General features: G+C 56.8%; 16 protein-coding genes. 6 read left to right on the top strand and 10 right to left on the bottom strand.

Features of this window, described 5'->3' with window-relative positions:
• Nucleotides 1-38: 38 nt before the first annotated feature.
• Nucleotides 39-260, top strand: a complete 222-nt coding sequence (locus O1721_RS20265; RefSeq protein WP_017692930.1) for a zinc ribbon domain-containing protein — start codon at nt 39-41, stop codon at nt 258-260.
• Here O1721_RS20265 and O1721_RS20260 read toward each other — a convergent pair.
• The 3 genes from O1721_RS20260 to xseA are packed head-to-tail and all read right to left on the bottom strand — an operon-like array spanning nt 257 to nt 3,059.
• Nucleotides 257-607, bottom strand: a complete 351-nt coding sequence (locus O1721_RS20260) for a protealysin inhibitor emfourin (protein WP_006811517.1) — start codon at nt 605-607, stop codon at nt 257-259. The genes O1721_RS20265 and O1721_RS20260 overlap by 4 nt on opposite strands.
• Nucleotides 608-1,627: a M4 family metallopeptidase gene (locus tag O1721_RS20255; RefSeq protein WP_023295137.1), complete on the bottom strand. Its 1,020-nt coding sequence runs from the start codon at nt 1,625-1,627 to the stop codon at nt 608-610.
• A 58-nt stretch (nt 1,628-1,685) separates the two neighbouring features.
• A complete protein-coding gene (gene xseA, locus O1721_RS20250) occupies nt 1,686-3,059 on the bottom strand; it encodes an exodeoxyribonuclease VII large subunit (protein WP_032649064.1) in 1,374 nt (457 codons plus the stop codon).
• A gap of 159 nt (nt 3,060-3,218) precedes the next feature.
• Here xseA and guaB point away from each other — a divergent pair, with 159 nt between their 5' ends.
• A complete protein-coding gene (guaB, locus tag O1721_RS20245; RefSeq protein ID WP_003860601.1) occupies nt 3,219-4,685 on the top strand; it encodes an IMP dehydrogenase in 1,467 nt (488 codons plus the stop codon).
• A 67-nt stretch (nt 4,686-4,752) separates the two neighbouring features.
• Complete coding sequence (guaA, locus tag O1721_RS20240) at nt 4,753-6,330, top strand: glutamine-hydrolyzing GMP synthase (RefSeq protein ID WP_003860599.1); 1,578 nt, start codon at nt 4,753-4,755, stop codon at nt 6,328-6,330.
• Nucleotides 6,331-6,431: 101 nt separating this feature from the next.
• Here guaA and O1721_RS20235 read toward each other — a convergent pair whose 3' ends face one another.
• Complete coding sequence (locus tag O1721_RS20235) at nt 6,432-6,785, bottom strand: helix-turn-helix domain-containing protein (RefSeq protein ID WP_015572178.1); 354 nt, start codon at nt 6,783-6,785, stop codon at nt 6,432-6,434.
• Between the two features lie 337 nt (nt 6,786-7,122).
• Here O1721_RS20235 and oqxA point away from each other — a divergent pair, with 337 nt between their 5' ends.
• Nucleotides 7,123-8,298, top strand: coding sequence for a multidrug efflux RND transporter periplasmic adaptor subunit OqxA (gene oqxA / locus O1721_RS20230; protein ID WP_023295135.1), 1,176 nt, complete (start codon nt 7,123-7,125; stop codon nt 8,296-8,298).
• A 23-nt stretch (nt 8,299-8,321) separates the two neighbouring features.
• The gene (gene oqxB, locus O1721_RS20225) at nt 8,322-11,474 is read left to right on the top strand and encodes a multidrug efflux RND transporter permease subunit OqxB (protein WP_032649062.1); all 3,153 of its coding nucleotides are present in this window, start codon (nt 8,322-8,324) and stop codon (nt 11,472-11,474) included.
• A gap of 66 nt (nt 11,475-11,540) precedes the next feature.
• On the opposite strand, the gene oqxR is transcribed toward oqxB, so the two are convergent.
• The 3 genes from oqxR to O1721_RS20210 form a co-directional block, all read right to left on the bottom strand.
• The gene (gene oqxR / locus O1721_RS20220; RefSeq protein ID WP_003860591.1) at nt 11,541-12,020 is read right to left on the bottom strand and encodes an efflux pump transcriptional repressor OqxR; all 480 of its coding nucleotides are present in this window, start codon (nt 12,018-12,020) and stop codon (nt 11,541-11,543) included.
• A gap of 167 nt (nt 12,021-12,187) precedes the next feature.
• Nucleotides 12,188-13,576 carry a sensor histidine kinase gene (locus O1721_RS20215; RefSeq protein ID WP_032649060.1) on the bottom strand — a complete coding sequence of 463 codons (1,389 nt, stop codon included), beginning with the start codon at nt 13,574-13,576 and terminating at the stop codon, nt 12,188-12,190.
• Nucleotides 13,576-14,253, bottom strand: coding sequence for a response regulator (locus O1721_RS20210; RefSeq protein WP_017383516.1), 678 nt, complete (start codon nt 14,251-14,253; stop codon nt 13,576-13,578). Before O1721_RS20210 ends, O1721_RS20215 begins: the two co-directional genes overlap by 1 nt.
• A 203-nt stretch (nt 14,254-14,456) precedes the next feature.
• On the opposite strand from O1721_RS20210, the gene O1721_RS20205 reads away from it, so the two are divergent.
• A complete protein-coding gene (locus tag O1721_RS20205) occupies nt 14,457-15,293 on the top strand; it encodes a MipA/OmpV family protein (protein ID WP_032649058.1) in 837 nt (278 codons plus the stop codon).
• A 129-nt stretch (nt 15,294-15,422) separates the two neighbouring features.
• On the opposite strand, the gene O1721_RS20200 is transcribed toward O1721_RS20205, so the two are convergent.
• The 3 genes from O1721_RS20200 to O1721_RS20190 form a co-directional block, all read right to left on the bottom strand.
• Entirely contained in the window at nt 15,423-16,169 is a 747-nt protein-coding gene (locus O1721_RS20200; protein WP_032649056.1) for an alpha/beta fold hydrolase, read from the bottom strand.
• Nucleotides 16,170-16,179: 10 nt separating this feature from the next.
• Nucleotides 16,180-16,647 (bottom strand): DUF6130 family protein, encoded by a 468-nt coding sequence (locus tag O1721_RS20195; RefSeq protein WP_015572184.1) that lies wholly within the window; start codon nt 16,645-16,647, stop codon nt 16,180-16,182.
• Nucleotides 16,648-16,803: 156 nt separating this feature from the next.
• The gene (locus tag O1721_RS20190; protein ID WP_017383512.1) at nt 16,804-16,974 is read right to left on the bottom strand and encodes a YfgG family protein; all 171 of its coding nucleotides are present in this window, start codon (nt 16,972-16,974) and stop codon (nt 16,804-16,806) included.
• Between the last annotated feature and the right edge of the window lie 274 nt (nt 16,975-17,248).

Below are 17,248 nucleotides of genomic sequence, written 5' to 3'. Positions count from 1 at the left end.
AAAATTATCGCAGACCTGAACGCTTTGAAGGAGTCACCATGACGATTACCTGCCCGGATTGCCAGACACCGCTGGAGCCCCTGAACGGGGTAGCGCACTGCGAAAATTGTAATAAAGATATCGCGCTCGAAGCCCGCTGCCCGGAGTGTCATCAGCCACTCCAGGTACTAAAAGCCTGCGGTGCGGTGGACTATTTTTGCCAGAACGGCCACGGTCTTATCTCTAAAAAACGCGTGGAGTTTGTTCGGGCTGAAGGTTAATCGCACACGCAGCCTTCACCTTTCTGCCACAGTTCCACCAGCGACTCGGGTGCTTCCTGCTCGGGTACCAGCACGATGATATCGGCGTAGTGCGCCTGATTTTGGCCGGTCCAGATAATCTGGATGCGGAAATAGCGCTGGTCACCGCTGCCGGGGGAAGAGGCTTGCCCGGGCGGCTGGCCGCGCGGGAAAGCCTGCTCAAGAATGCTCACCAGGCGCTGGCGCTGGGCCTCATTAAGCGAGGAGAGCGCAATGGTGCGCTGGCCGCTCAGCTTAGGGATAAAGGCGACGCCGCCTTCCCGGGCCAGCTCAACCACGGCGTCATCCGTCAGTTCCGGAACCTGCATTTACAGTACTCCCACCTGTTCCCAGGCTTGTTTAATGGCCGCCCCAACGTCGCTACCGGATCGTTTCTCGCCGTGCGCTATCGTCAGTTTTGCGAAAGCGTCAAAATCCGCATCCTGCGCCAGGTTGCGATCGCAAACCGTGTCGTACCAGGCATAACCCGCTTTTTCCCAGGCGTAGCCACCGATCGCCGTTGCGGCCAGGTAAAACGCGCGGTTGGGGATGCCGGAGTTAAGATGCACGCCGCCGTTATCCTCGCGCGTTTTGATGAAATCTTTCATGTGCGCGGGCTGCGGGTCTTTGCCGAGCAGCGGATCGTCGTAGGCGGTACCGGGTTCAGACATTGAGCGCAGCCCTTTGCCGTTAATCCCCGCTGCCAGCAGCCCTTCACCAATCAGCCAGTCTGCCCGATCGGCGGTTTGCTTAAGATGGTATTGCTTCACCAGCGAGCCGAACACGTCTGATAAGGACTCGTTCAGCGCGCCCGACTGCTCAAAATAGATCAGTCCGGCTTCGGTCTCGGTCACGCCGTGGCTCAGCTCATGCGCCACCACGTCGATGGCAATGGTGAAGCGGTTGAAGATTTCTCCGTCACCGTCGCCAAAGACCATCTGCTGGCCGTTCCAGAAGGCGTTCTGATATTCCCGGCCATAGTGCACGGTGCCGGTGAGGATCAGCCCTTTGTTATCGAGCGAATCGCGCTGATATTCTTTCCAGAAGAAATCATGGGTGATACCCAGATAATCGTACGCTTCATCCACCGCCACATCGCCGTTGGAGGGCTGGCCTTCATAGCGCACCTGGGTACCCGGCAGCTCCTGGGTCTGTTTCGCATCGTAGATGTCACGCTCAAGCTGACCGGCTTTATTAACATGCGGGGCGGCGGGTTTGCCCGGCATATGGGCCATCAGCGTCTGGACGTGGGTTAAGGTCTGACGGGCGCAGCGCTGCTGCGGCTCAGAACCGCTTTCGATAATACGGCGAAGAATATACGGAGGGATGACGCTATGAAAATGGGGCATGCTGCTCTCCTTATTAAAAAAGGCAATAGCAGCAGTATAGTTTGTAACCGGCGAAGATTTATCCGCTTTTACGCTGGCGCGTTTTTTTCACCGGTTTGATCTCTTTCACCTCACTCTCGACCCAGCCGTCAGAAAGCCGGGTGGTGAGCACATCCCCGGCTTTAACCTGTTTCGTTTGTTTCAGCACTTTGCCGTCCGTCGCGGTGGTCACACTATAGCCGCGAGCCAGCGTGGAGAGAGGGCTGACGGCTTCCAGATGGGTGACCGCATTGCCGAAACGCTCGCGCGTGGTGCTCAGGCGTGAGCGGATATTTTCCGCGAGGCGGAACTCAAGCTGCTGGATACGCGTTTGTGCGCGATAAATCTTCGGCTGCGGGTTTTGCTGTTTCAGACGCTGCGTGACGCGCTGCTGGCGAGATACCGCCCGCTTAAGCTGGTTATCCAGCGCGAAGTTCATCCGCTGACGCAGACGTTCCAGCACGGTTTGCTGACGCGCCAGACGCAATTGCGGATGCTGCTGTTGCAGACGATGGTGAAGCTGGGTAAAGCGGCGGGTACGGTTGGCGAGGAAGTAGTCCATCGCCATCTCCAGGCGCTGCTGCCCGTTCTGGATCTGACGCAGCAGCTCCAGCTGGTTACGGCTGACTACCTCTGCCGCCGCGGACGGCGTGGGCGCGCGTAAATCCGCGACAAAATCCGCAATCGTTACATCCGTTTCGTGACCGACGGCGCTTACCACCGGGATAAGGCTGGCAAAGATTGCCCGCGCCACGCGCTCGTCGTTAAAGCTCCAAAGGTCTTCCAGCGAGCCGCCGCCGCGCCCAACGATTAATACATCACACTCCTGACGGGCATTTGCCAGTTCAATCGCGCGCACGATCTGCCCCGGCGCATCGTCACCCTGAACGGCAGTTGGGTAAATAATGACGGGCAGGGAAGGGTCACGGCGCTTCAGGACGTGCAAAATATCGTGCAGGGCCGCACCGGTTTTCGAGGTGATAACCCCAACGCAGTGGGCAGGTGAGGGCAGGGGCTTTTTAAACTGCTGGTCGAACAATCCCTCAGCCGAAAGCATGGCTTTGAGCTGCTCATACTTCTGTTGCAGCAAGCCTTCGCCCGCGGGCTGCATGCTCTCGACGATAATCTGATAATCGCCGCGCGGCTCATACAGGGTAATGTTGGCTCGAACCAGAACCTGCTGGCCATGCTGAGGACGGAACGTCACGCGACGGTTGCTGTTGCGGAACATCGCGCAGCGCACCTGAGCGGTGTCGTCTTTCAGCGTAAAGTACCAGTGACCGGAAGCAGGCTGCGTGAAGTTAGAGATTTCACCGCTGATCCAGACCTGTCCCATTTCCTGCTCAAGCAACAAACGTACCGTCTGATTAAGGCGGCTGACAGTATAAATTGAGGGGGATTGAGAGGATAACATGTGAGCGGGATCAAATTCTAAATCAGCAAGTTATTCAGTCGATAGTAACCTGCTGAGAGGTGAGCGCAAGCATTTTTTTCAAAAAAGTGTGGATGCAATCGGTTACGCTCTGTATAATGCCACGGCAATATTTAACCACCCAGGTCAGAGATATTGCCCATGCTACGTATCGCTAAAGAAGCACTGACGTTTGACGACGTCCTCCTCGTTCCCGCTCACTCCACCGTTCTGCCGAATACTGCCGACCTCAGCACGCAGTTGACGAAAACCATTCGTCTGAACATTCCTATGCTCTCCGCAGCAATGGACACCGTGACTGAAGCGCGTCTGGCTATCGCCCTGGCACAGGAAGGCGGCATTGGCTTTATCCACAAAAACATGTCTATCGAGCGTCAGGCGGAAGAAGTTCGCCGCGTGAAGAAGCATGAATCCGGTATCGTGTCCGATCCTCAGACCGTTCTGCCAACCACCACGCTGCACGAAGTGAAAGCCCTGACCGAGCGTAACGGCTTTGCAGGCTATCCGGTAGTCACTGAAGACAACGAACTGGTGGGTATCATTACCGGTCGTGACGTACGTTTCGTGACTGACCTGAACCAGCCTGTCAGCGTCTACATGACGCCAAAAGAGCGTCTGGTGACCGTGCGTGAAGGCGAAACCCGCGACGTGGTGCTGGCGAAAATGCACGAAAAACGCGTTGAGAAAGCGCTGGTAGTGGACGCGAACTTCCACCTGCGCGGCATGATCACCGTTAAAGATTTCCAGAAAGCAGAACGTAAACCGAACGCCTGTAAAGACGAGCATGGCCGTCTGCGCGTCGGCGCTGCGGTTGGCGCAGGTGCGGGTAACGAAGAGCGCGTTGACGCGCTGGTTGCTGCGGGCGTTGACGTGCTGCTGATTGACTCCTCCCACGGCCACTCCGAAGGCGTTCTGCAACGTATTCGTGAGACCCGTGCTAAATACCCGGATCTCCAGATCATCGGCGGTAACGTAGCAACCGGCGCAGGCGCTCGCGCGCTGGCGGAAGCGGGTTGCAGCGCGGTGAAAGTGGGTATCGGTCCTGGCTCTATCTGTACCACCCGTATCGTCACCGGCGTAGGCGTGCCGCAGATCACGGCGGTTTCTGACGCGGTTGAAGCGCTGGAAGGTACCGGTATTCCGGTAATCGCGGACGGCGGTATCCGTTTCTCTGGCGACATCGCCAAAGCGATCGCCGCAGGTGCCGCAGCCGTGATGGTGGGCTCCATGCTGGCCGGTACCGAAGAATCCCCGGGTGAAATCGAACTCTACCAGGGGCGTTCTTATAAATCCTACCGCGGTATGGGCTCCCTGGGCGCGATGTCCAAAGGTTCCTCTGACCGTTACTTCCAGACCGATAACGCCGCAGACAAACTGGTGCCGGAAGGTATCGAAGGCCGTGTGGCGTATAAAGGCCGCCTGAAAGAGATCATTCACCAGCAGATGGGCGGCCTGCGCTCCTGTATGGGGCTGACCGGCTGTGGTACCATTGACCTGCTGCGTACCAAAGCGGAATTCGTACGCATCAGCGGTGCGGGTATCCAGGAGAGCCACGTTCACGACGTGACGATCACCAAAGAGTCCCCGAACTACCGTCTGGGCTCCTGATAAATTTCCGCGCCCGGCTCAATGCCGGGCGCTTTGTTTTGTTTCACTTGCCTCGGAATTAGCGTCAATGACGGAAAACATTCATAAACATCGCATTCTCATCCTGGACTTTGGTTCTCAGTACACTCAGCTGGTGGCGCGCCGCGTGCGTGAGCTGGGCGTTTACTGTGAGCTGTGGGCGTGGGATGTCACGGAAGCACAGATTCGCGAGTTCAATCCAAGCGGCATCATCCTGTCCGGCGGCCCGGAAAGCACTACCGAAGAGAACAGCCCGCGTGCGCCGCAGTACGTGTTCGAAGCGGGCGTACCGGTGTTCGGCGTTTGCTACGGCATGCAGACCATGGCGATGCAGCTGGGCGGCCACGTAGAAGGCTCTAACGAGCGTGAGTTCGGCTACGCACAGGTTGAAGTCGTCACCGACAGCGCGCTGGTGCGCGGTATCGAAGACTCCCTGACCGCAGACGGCAAACCGCTGCTGGACGTGTGGATGAGCCACGGCGACAAAGTCACCGCTATCCCGTCCGACTTCGTGACCGTTGCCAGCACTGAAAGCTGCCCGTTCGCCATCATGGCGAACGAAGAAAAACGTTTCTACGGCGTGCAGTTCCACCCGGAAGTGACCCACACCCGTCAGGGTATGCGCATGCTGGAGCGCTTCGTGCGTGACATCTGCCAGTGTGAAGCCCTGTGGACCCCGGCAAAAATCATCGACGATGCCGTGGAGCGTATCCGCCAGCAGGTTGGCGATGACAAAGTGATCCTCGGCCTCTCCGGCGGCGTGGACTCCTCCGTGACCGCGATGCTGCTGCACCGCGCCATCGGTAAAAACCTGACCTGCGTCTTCGTGGACAACGGTCTGCTGCGTCTGAACGAAGCGAAGCAGGTTATGGACATGTTTGGCGACCACTTCGGTCTGAACATCGTTCACGTGGAAGGCGAGCAGCGCTTCCTGGACGCGCTGAAAGGCGAGAACGATCCGGAAGCGAAACGTAAAATCATCGGTCGCGTGTTCGTGGAAGTGTTCGACGAAGAAGCGCTGAAGCTGGAAGATGTGAAATGGCTGGCGCAGGGCACCATCTACCCTGACGTGATCGAGTCTGCGGCCTCCGCTACCGGTAAAGCACACGTCATCAAATCTCACCACAACGTGGGCGGTCTGCCGAAAGAGATGAAGATGGGCCTGGTTGAACCGCTGCGTGAGCTGTTCAAAGACGAAGTGCGTAAGATTGGCCTGGAACTGGGTCTGCCGTACGACATGCTCTACCGTCACCCGTTCCCGGGCCCGGGTCTCGGCGTACGCGTGCTGGGCGAAGTGAAGAAAGAGTACTGCGACCTGCTGCGTCGCGCGGACGCGATCTTCATCGAAGAGCTGCACAAAGCTGACCTGTACAACAAAGTGAGCCAGGCGTTCACCGTGTTCCTGCCGGTTCGCTCGGTCGGCGTGATGGGCGATGGCCGTAAGTACGACTGGGTTGTTTCCCTGCGTGCAGTGGAAACCATCGACTTCATGACCGCGCACTGGGCGCACCTGCCGTATGACTTCTTAGGCCGCGTGTCTAACCGCATCATCAACGAAGTGAACGGTATTTCCCGCGTGGTGTATGACATCAGCGGTAAGCCACCGGCGACGATCGAGTGGGAGTAAGCCCATGACCTTTCCTGCGAAGTTATAAGCAGGTAAGACTGATAAAACCCTCTGTTTACAGAGGGTTTTTCTTTTTGGCCGATATCCGGCCCGGCGGTGAACTACTGGCTCATCTGCCGCGATTCACGGCAGCCGATACTGCGTCGCCATGCGCCGGGTGCCTGACCATACTGACGCTTAAAGCTGCGGTTGAAGGACTGCTGAGAGTCAAAGCCCAGCGCGATCGCCACGTTCAGAATCGGTTCATCGCTGTGGGCCAGGCGCTCAACCGATTTTTGCAGCTTTTGCGCGCGAATATATTCGGCGAGAGGGGAGCCGGTATGTTCTTTGAAAAGCCGCTGGAGGTGCCATTTCGAATAGCCGGCTCGCCTGGAGACGGTTTCAATGTCCAGACGGCTATCGAGGTTGTTGTCGATCCAGTCGAGTAAATCGTGAATGAATGCACCCGTGTTCATTTTGCTTCCCCCTACGCCACGCATTAAAAAGCATCTTTGTTTGTTGCACTTAAAGGTGACCCGTTTTTACATTAATTGCAAGTTTTATTGTTGCATTTAAATCCCTTCTCAAAACGCGTGATTTATCTTCGCCGCAAATAGCACATAAAGTGCAACAATTATTCTTGCACTTAATTAAGCGCCTTCCTACAATCGCCGCGATAGTGTATTCGCAACTGTTACAGTTTTGTGGCGATGAACGACACAAATGGCCTTCAGCCAGCTACCGGACAAAGGAAGTGGCGCGGCGCCTCCCGCTGCGTCTTGCCCGGCGGCTACAATAACCGGAATAAAAATAATGAGCCTGCAAAAAACCTGGGGTAACTTTCATCTGAGCGCGATGGGGGTGGTTTTACTCTCCGCGCTTCTCGTCGGGTGCGATGACAGCGTCGCGCAAAATGCCGCGCCGCAAGCGCCCGTTGTCAGCGCTGCTGACGTGGTGGTGAAATCCATTAGCCAGTGGGACAGCTTTAACGGTCGCATTGAAGCGGTGGAAAGCGTTCAGCTGCGTCCGCGCGTCTCCGGCTACATTGAGAAAGTGAATTACACCGACGGCCAGGAGGTGAAAAAGGGCGAGGTGCTGTTCACGATTGATGACCGAACCTATCGCGCCGCGCTGGAACAGGCGCAGGCGAACCTGGCGAGAGCCAAAACGCAGGCCAGTCTGGCGCGAAGCGAGGCTAACCGTACCGATAAATTAGTCAATACCAACGTGGTGTCCCGCGAAGAGTGGGAGCAGCGCCGTTCCGCCGCTACCCAGGCGCAGGCCGATATTCGCGCCGCGCAGGCGGCGGTAGACGCTGCGCAACTTAACCTCGACTTCACCAAAGTGACCGCGCCTATCGACGGTCGCGCCAGCCGGGCGCTGATCACCAGCGGTAACCTGGTGACGGCGGGCGACAGCGCCAGCGTGCTCACCACCCTGGTCTCGCAGAAAACGGTTTATGTCTACTTCGACGTGGACGAGTCAACCTACCTTCACTATCAGAACCTGGCCCGCAGCGGGCAGCGGGTGTCCGGTGATCATGCGGCGCTGCCGGTGGAGATTGGCCTGACGGGCGAGGAGGGCTATCCCCATCAGGGCAAAGTGGATTTCCTGGATAACCAGCTCACGCCGGGTACCGGAACGATCCGCATGCGCGCGCTGCTGGATAACTCACAGCGTCAGTTCACGCCTGGACTCTTTGCCCGCGTGCGTCTGCCGGGCAGTGCGGAATTTAAAGCCACGCTTGTTGACGATAAGGCGGTGCTGACCGATCAGGATCGTAAATATGTTTATATCGTGGATAAAGACGGGAAAGCGCAGCGCCGTGACATTACGCCCGGGCGTCTGGCCGACGGTTTACGTATCGTACAGCAGGGGCTGAATCCCGGGGATAAAGTCATCGTCGATGGTTTACAAAAAGTGTTTATGCCGGGTATGCCGGTTAACGCGAAAACCGTTGCCATGACCGCCAGCGCCGCCCTCAACTGATCCCTTACCTGAGAATCCAATCCATGGACTTTTCCCGTTTTTTCATCGACAGGCCGATTTTTGCCGCCGTACTGTCGATTCTGATTTTTATCACAGGATTAATCGCCATCCCGCTGCTGCCGGTGAGCGAATACCCTGACGTCGTGCCGCCAAGCGTGCAGGTGCGCGCCGAGTACCCGGGCGCCAACCCGAAAGTGATTGCCGAGACCGTGGCAACGCCGCTGGAAGAGGCGATCAACGGCGTTGAGAACATGATGTACATGAAATCCGTCGCGGGCTCCGACGGCGTGCTGGTGACTACCGTCACCTTCCGTCCGGGTACCGACCCGGATCAGGCGCAGGTTCAGGTGCAAAACCGCGTCGCGCAGGCCGAAGCGCGTCTGCCGGAAGACGTGCGGCGTCTGGGCATCACGACTCAGAAACAGTCGCCAACGCTGACGCTGGTGGTGCATCTGTTTTCGCCTGGCGGTAAGTACGATTCACTGTATATGCGTAACTACGCCACGCTGAAGGTGAAGGACGAGCTGGCGCGTCTGCCCGGCGTGGGGCAGATTCAGATTTTCGGCTCGGGTGAATACGCGATGCGCGTCTGGCTGGACCCGAACAAGGTCGCGGCCCGCGGGCTGACCGCTTCGGACGTGGTCACGGCGATGCAGGAGCAGAACGTGCAGGTGTCCGCCGGGCAGCTTGGCGCCGAGCCACTGCCGAAAGAGAGCGATTTCCTGATCTCCATTAACGCCCAGGGCCGCCTGCATACCGAAGACGAGTTCGGCAACATTGTCCTGAAAACCACGCAGGATGGTACGGTCGTCCGACTGCGCGACGTGGCGCGTGTCGAGATGGGGTCCGGCAGCTACGCGCTGCGCTCCCAGTTGAACAATAAAGACGCGGTCGGGATTGGTATCTTCCAGTCGCCGGGGGCAAACGCCATCGATCTGTCTAACGCGGTACGCGCCAAAATGGACGAACTGTCCACACGATTCCCGGACGATATGAAATGGGCGGCGCCTTACGACCCGACGGTGTTTGTACGCGACTCGATCCGCGCTGTGGTGCAAACGCTGCTGGAAGCGGTGGTGCTGGTCGTGCTGGTGGTGATCCTGTTCCTGCAAACCTGGCGCGCGTCGATAATCCCGCTGATTGCGGTGCCGGTATCGGTAGTGGGCACGTTCAGTATTCTCTACCTGCTGGGCTTTTCGCTGAATACCCTGAGCCTGTTCGGGCTGGTGCTGGCGATTGGTATCGTGGTGGACGATGCCATCGTGGTGGTGGAAAACGTCGAACGAAATATCGAAGAGGGGCTCGCCCCACTTGCGGCAGCGCATCAGGCGATGCGTGAAGTGTCCGGACCGATTATTGCCATTGCGCTGGTGCTGTGTGCGGTATTCGTTCCGATGGCGTTCCTCTCCGGCGTGACCGGTCAGTTCTACAAGCAGTTTGCGGTAACGATAGCCATTTCCACGGTGATCTCCGCGATCAACTCGCTGACGCTCTCGCCAGCGCTGGCCGCGCTGCTGTTGAAGCCGCATGGCGCCCCGAAAGATTTCCCGACCCGGCTTATCGATCGTCTGTTCGGCTGGATTTTCCGTCCGTTTAACCGCTTTTTCCACCGCAGCTCGACTAGCTATCAGGGGCTGGTGGGCAAAACGCTCGGCCGACGCGGGGCAGTGTTCGTGGTTTATTTGCTGCTGCTTTGCGCTGCGGGCGTGATGTTTAAAGCCGTTCCCGGCGGGTTTATTCCGACGCAGGATAAGCTGTACCTGATCGGCGGCGTGAAAATGCCGGAAGGCTCGTCGCTGGCGCGCACCGATGCGGTGATCCGCAAAATGAGCGAAATCGGGATGAATACCGAAGGCGTGGATTATGCGGTCGCGTTTCCTGGCCTGAATGCGCTCCAGTTCACCAATACGCCGAACACCGGGACGGTCTTCTTTGGCCTGAAGCCTTTCGACCAGCGTAAACATACTGCGGCGGAAATAAACGCGGAGATCAACGCGAAAATCGCGCAAATCCAGCAGGGCTTTGGCTTCTCGATTCTGCCGCCGCCGATTTTAGGTCTGGGCCAGGGATCGGGCTATTCGCTGTACATTCAGGATCGTGCTGGTCTGGGCTATGGCGCGCTGCAAAACGCGGTGAACACCATGTCCGGGGCGATTATGCAGACGCCGGGGATGCATTTCCCTATCTCAACCTACCAGGCAAACGTTCCGCAGCTGGATGTACAGGTTGACCGTGATAAGGCGAAAGCGCAGGGCGTGTCGCTCACCGATCTCTTCGGGACGCTGCAAACCTATCTGGGCTCGTCTTATGTGAATGACTTCAACCAGTTCGGTCGCACCTGGCGCGTAATGGCACAGGCCGACGGGCAGTTCCGCGACAGCGTGGAAGATATCGCGAATTTACGCACCCGTAATAGCCAGGGTGAAATGGTGCCGATTGGCAGTATGGTGAAAATCACGACCACCTACGGTCCGGACCCGGTGATCCGCTACAACGGCTACCCGGCGGCGGATCTGATTGGCGATGCCGACCCGCGCGTGCTCTCTTCCGCGCAGGCGATGACGCAACTGGACGGTATGTCTAAGCAGATCCTGCCGAACGGGATGAATATTGAATGGACGGACCTGAGCTTCCAGCAGGCCACCCAGGGCAACACGGCGCTGATCGTCTTCCCGGTCGCGGTGCTGCTGGCGTTCCTGGTGCTGGCGGCGCTGTATGAAAGCTGGACGCTGCCGCTGGCGGTGATCCTCATCGTGCCGATGACGATGCTCTCCGCGCTGTTCGGCGTCTGGCTGACCGGGGGCGATAACAACGTCTTCGTGCAGGTAGGGCTGGTGGTACTGATGGGGCTGGCCTGTAAAAACGCGATTCTTATCGTGGAGTTTGCCCGCGAGCTGGAAATTCAGGGCAAAGGCATTATGGAGGCCGCGCTGGAAGCGTGCCGCCTACGTTTACGCCCGATTGTAATGACCTCTATCGCCTTTATTGCCGGGACCATTCCACTGATCCTTGGTCACGGGGCAGGGGCAGAAGTGCGCGGCGTCACCGGGATCACCGTGTTCGCCGGGATGCTGGGTGTGACGCTGTTTGGTCTGTTCCTGACGCCGGTCTTTTACGTGACGCTGCGTAAGTTCGTGACGCGCGGTAAAGCGGAAAGAGAGGTGTTGCCTGCGTAGGACGTAGCAGATAGCAAAAAGCCGCCTTCACAATGAAGGCGGCTTTTTTTTCGCAGTCCGTCAGGATTAGGGCGCTTTTTTATGCTGTGTGCAGAGTTCCGGCACCGGATCGCACCCGCTGGTATCGGCTTTTTTCACCTCTTCCAGCGCGCTGGCGACGGTATGGCGCGCTAAAACCGCTAACGAAGCCTGCTCCGCTTCATCAGCGATTGATTTGAAGTACCAGCAGGCGTTGGCGCTGACCACGCAGCGGGCCGGGACGTCAGGACGGGACGCCCACAGCTTTTTATCTTCAGTGACGGAAAGGTAGATATCACGCAGGGTAATCTCTTCCGCCGGGCGGCCAAGGTGAATAGAGCCGTTGCGGCCAAGCGTGGAGACGATAATGCCGTCGCGGGCGAGAGGAACCATTAACTTGCGGATAAAGCTCGGATTCGCTTCCAGGCCGTAAGCCAGGATTGCACTCGTCGAACGTTCACCCGATTGCTCCGCCATCGCTACGCTGAGAACCATCTGCAAAGCTGTCGGGAAGCGGTAATCTAACATTTTTCTGTCCTGGGTTGCGGTGAATCTTGTTCTTTTTGGCACCGCAGAGGTGAATAATCAGTAAGTAACAATATAACAAATACGGTAATTTTATTGAAGCAATCTGCGGCATACGTGAAGTAACGCTGCGCTGACACATGTCAGGACGTGTAGCGCCGCGTTTACGTTCATGCGAACGCCGGATTCGGGAAATCAACGGTCACCATAAGACCGCCTTCGGCTGACTTACTCAGATTGACCCTGCCGTTGTGTTGCTGCGTAACGGCTTTAACGATAGCAAGCCCCAGTCCACTCCCGCTTTGGGTCTGATTAGGATCGCGGAAGAACCTGTCGAACACGCGCTCCCGCAGTTCAACCGGAATGCCGGGACCCGCGTCTGAGACGCGCAGCTGAGCGGACTTATCACGCGATTGCAGTTGTACCTCAATGCGTCCACCCTCAGGGCTGTACTTCACGGCATTCTCAATTAAATTGTCGATCAGCGATACCAGACGTTCCCGAATGCCTGTGACATGGATTTCATCATCGGCGATGAATTCAAACTCAATTCTGCGCCCGGACGCCAGTGGTTCCAGGGCAGCCATTCGCTCCTGAATAAGCGTCGTCAGTGGCACAGGCGACATCACCGTGCTGATGTGCGCTTCGCTGTGCATCATCAGCAGAAGCTGATTGACGAGACGCGCAGCACGGCTATTGCTGCGAACAATGCCCGCAAGCAGCTCCTGCTGGCTTTCGCTGATGACCCAGGACTGCAACGCCTCGACGTTGATCCGCATCGCGGCCAGAGGCGTACGCAGTTCGTGTGCGGCATCGGCAATAAACATTCTTTCCCTTTCGGCGCTTTCCCGCACCCTGGCCAGAAAGTCATTAATCGCGTCGACCGTCTGGCGAAGCTCCCTGTGTCTGGGGACGGCTTTTAAAGGCGAGAGATCGTCCGGCGTGCGCAATGAAATTTCATTCACCACCTTGTTCCAGGGGCGCATCGCGATGCGGATGGACAGCCACGCGGGGAACAGAAGAAAAGGGATGCATATCATCAGCGGCATGACGTAGTAGCCGCGCGAGTTCAGATAGATAAAGAAATTCCAGCTACCGGCAGGGGTAAAAAGGGTGACTTCCACGTCGGAGTGCGCGGATTTGAGGGTACGGCTCGTCCATGTATGGTCCTCACTCTGGACATGCTGCATGACCCCCAGACGGCTATTTTTTACCCCCGTCGGCGCACCATCCGAAGAAAAAATAATCTCGTTATTCTTGCGAACAATGAGGTTGATGGACAGCTCCGGATCTTCGCCGCCGCCATAGCCCTCCCGCAGAGCCTTGCTGAACGCTGCCAGCACAGCATCACGCGCCTGCGGACGATCGTCCATACTCTCCACCAGGGAAAAAACGGTTTCATAAGTCTCACTGCCCGTCAGTATGGGAGGGCTACGCAGGTCTTCCAGCAAAATGAAGGTTAAAAAGAGACACCAGAGCAACGTAAGCAGCAGCATCTGGGCGACCAGCATTCGCCTGACCAGCGTGGGAAGCCGGAGGTGGTGCCAAAAATTACGCATCAACCTGCCGCCTTCTGAACGGGTACGGTATCGATGACATACCCAACGCCTCTTACCGTTCGCACAAAGCCATCGCCAATTTTTCGCCGCAGGTTACCCATATGCACGTCAAGCGCGTTGCTGAGGTTTTCTTTCGTGCCAAATATCCTTTCTTCCAGATACCGTCGCGTAAGCACGCGATCGGCGCGTAGCATTAACGTTTCAAGCAGCGCATATTCGCTTGCCGTCAGCTCAACGTGGCGTGCGCTCACCGTTACGCGACGCGTCGGAATATGAAGCGACAAACCGCGAATTTCTATTGCCTCATTTTCAAAACCGTAACTGCGCCGCGCAAGGGCTCTCACGCGCGCCAGCAGTTCGGCGAGAACAAAAGGTTTGACCAGATAATCGTCTGCACCTGCATCCAGCCCGCACAGGCGGTCCTGTAGCGTGCCTCGCGCCGTCAGGATGATGACGGGGACGCCCTTAAGCTGTTGACGCAGGCGCGTCATCAGGCTCATGCCATCGCCATCGGGCAGCCCCAGGTCGAGCAAAATAAGTTCCGGCACGCAGATCCCAAGCTGATGCAGCGCATCCTCTTTGCGGCGTACCCATATGACATCAAATCCTTGATCTGCAAGGGCGATACGCACGCCATTGCCGAGATCCAGGTCGTCTTCAATTAGTAGAATTTTCACATTGGTAACTGTATCAACAGTGCATGAAGAACAACTGAAGAAAAAACGGTAACAGGAATTCTTCAGGGTTTACAGAACCTTCACGTGCTTCAGCATTTCTTCATTTACGTCTCATAAGAACCTTAGGGTGAGTATTCAGAATGAGCGCTCTGGCGTTTAACACCGCTTGTATCGCAATCATCTGAATCCAAAGGGCTTCTTTAATGAGAAACATCACACTGCGTAATAGTTTCCCCCGTTCACGCATCGGTCGCAGCATGAAAAGCATCTTGCCGGGGGCCGTCCTGGCGTTACTGGCCACCCCGGCACTGGCGACAGAGCAGCCTCAGGGCAACGTGTTAACCCTGGGTGGCGGCGTGGATGTTGCGCCACGCTATTCCGGTTCGGACAAGAGCCGGGTCTCTGCGGCTCAGGTGGTTGATTACGCGATGGCCAATGGTTTTTTTGTCAGCACCACGCGGGGGATCGGCTACGGCAACAGCTTTGGTAACCTGGACTACAACGCAGCGCTGAGCTATCGCGCAGGACGTAAGGATCGCGACGTAAGCAGCGATTCGATCGCCTCCGGCAGCGACGACCTGCGAGGAATGGGTGACATTAAAGGCTCAGCTATCGTTGTGCCAGGGCTGGGATACAGGGTGACTGACTGGCTGACCGTGCAGTTACAGGCAGAGGTCCCGGTTTCTGAGAGAGACAATGGTGAAGCTGTGCATTTCGGCATTGCCAGCCCGCTCTATACATCTCCGAAAAATGCGTTAACGCTGGCGCTGACCGGTAGCTGGGGATCCAGTAAGTATGTGCAAACCTACTACGGGGTGAATGCCGCCCAGTCGGCCGCATCGGGTTTTGCCCGACACGATGCCGGATCGGGAATATATGCGTATTCGCTGAACCTGGACTGGACCCATAAGCTTACCTCCCGCTGGAGCCTGCTTGCCGCAGCTGGCGTTACGCAGCTGACGGGAGAGGCTGGCGATAGCCCCATTGTTCAGCGAAAAACGTCTCCTGTGGGAAGTTTGAAGGTGACGTACAGCTTCTGATGGTTCAGCGAGGGGGAAGGTGCGTTTGTGACAAAACCGCACATAACCCCGTTGCAGGAGCCGGAAGTGCATAAAGCCCGCAGGATGGCGTGGCCCGAAGTCGGACCGTTCACCATGCGGGCTTTTTTATCACTGTTGACCCGATAACGCCTGTTCAATCGTACGGGTAATGACGTCCGGCTGGCTGACCATCGATACATGGCTTGCCGCTACCTCCGTGGTGTTGGCGTTGATTTTCTTCGCCATTGCGCGCTCTAGCTCAGGATTGATCATCCGGTCATTTTTGCTGACCACATACCAGCTCGGTTTGTCATGCCAGGCGGCATGCGCGATTTTCTCCCCAAACGCATCGGCCTTAATGGGGCTCTGCGTCGCGGCAATCACGCTGCGCTCAACGTCCTTCACGTCAGGGGCGAAATTCTCGCTGACCGCTTTTATCGGCAGATATAAATACCCCTCTGTGGTTTTAGCGAGGCTGGCGCTCCCTGGCGGAGCAGGGAAGCTATTTGCCAGAGCTGCCGTCGACTGGCCGGAATCCGGCGCAAAAGCGGCAACGTAAACCAGTGACTTCACGCGGGCATTGTTTCCCGCCTCGCTGATTACCGTCCCGCCCCAGGAGTGACCGACCAGCACCACATCCCCATGAGCCCGGGCGATAGCACGCTGCGTGGCGGCGACATCATCTTTCAGAGACGTGAGCGGAAGTTGTACCGCAATGACCTCGGTATGGTGTTTTTGCAGCCGGGTAATCACCTTATTCCAGCTGCTGCCGTCGGCAAACGCCCCGTGCACCAGCACCACGCTGGCTTTCGTCTCTGCCAGCGCGCTGGTGGAAACCGCCAGCACCATCGCTGTTAATACAGACAATGCTTTCATAACAGGCTCCTTAAAAGTGATGAACCGCGGCGTGTGGCGGCACGGTGAATTCAACGGTTTTATGGTCGATGGGTTTATGCGTCGGGTCGGCAACGACGATCGTCACTTTGTGCTTTCCTGCGGGCAGCCCGACCAGGATCACCGGCTCGCCGCTGGTATCAGCCCAGTGCCAGGGCGCGTCATCCACCACAACGTGAATATGGCCGATACGCGGAGTGACTTTCAGCGCGTCGGGTCCAAATACAGGTTCAATGCGCAGGTTTTCGACACGGTACTGAATAAAGACCGCACCTTTACTTAGCGGTCCCGCCAGCGGCGGATCGACAATCAGTTTTGCTGGCGGCTGGGGGTGTTCAGGCGGGGCGACGGCGGCTGGACCGTTGACATCAGCGGCGCTCAGACCATCCAACGGTGCGGCCATTGCGCCAGCAAAGGACGTCAGCGCAAATACAGGAAGCAGGAAATATCGACGAATCATCTGTGTCTCTCCTCATCAGTTTATTATGGCGAGGGATACAGAAGACCATTTTTATGTATCGGGGATGTTTGCTTTTGCGGGCGTGTTGTACCGGTTTGTCAGCGTAGCGCTCGGGATACAGTGCGATACAGTTTGTCTTCCGGGAGCGAACACGCTTTAGCGCTCGGGCGAATCCACCACAAGACCTGATTGCTGTGACTGAATTTTGTCCTGATGGTGATACCAGGCGCCAATGGAGGAATAAACAAAGCGGCCAAAGAAAAACAGGAAACTGATGAGCAGTATGATGCGGGTCATCCGGGTGTTAAATCGATGTCGTTTTCGCATACGCGTAGCCTGACTCACTTTCTTTTCCTGAGTATACCCTTTTGGGCGATACGGCTATTAAGGCACAGCCGCAAGTCAGGGTCAATTCGGCGAAATGTAAAATAGCGTCAATGCTTACATTAATTTATGTTATTAAAAACAACGCTTTTATTTATCGCATTGATAATTAAAGGAAAAATATTCAAAAAAAACGTAAGAAAGGTTTATTCAGATAAATTAATTTGATTTAGGTCAACCGCATCCCGTCGTTGATATTTAAAATCCCTCCTCCACT

This window comes from Enterobacter cloacae complex sp. HYC033_NIDB, from assembly GCF_056673335.1.
Note: the sequence above shows the minus strand (reverse complement) of the source record. Positions and strands in the feature narration are given on the sequence as shown.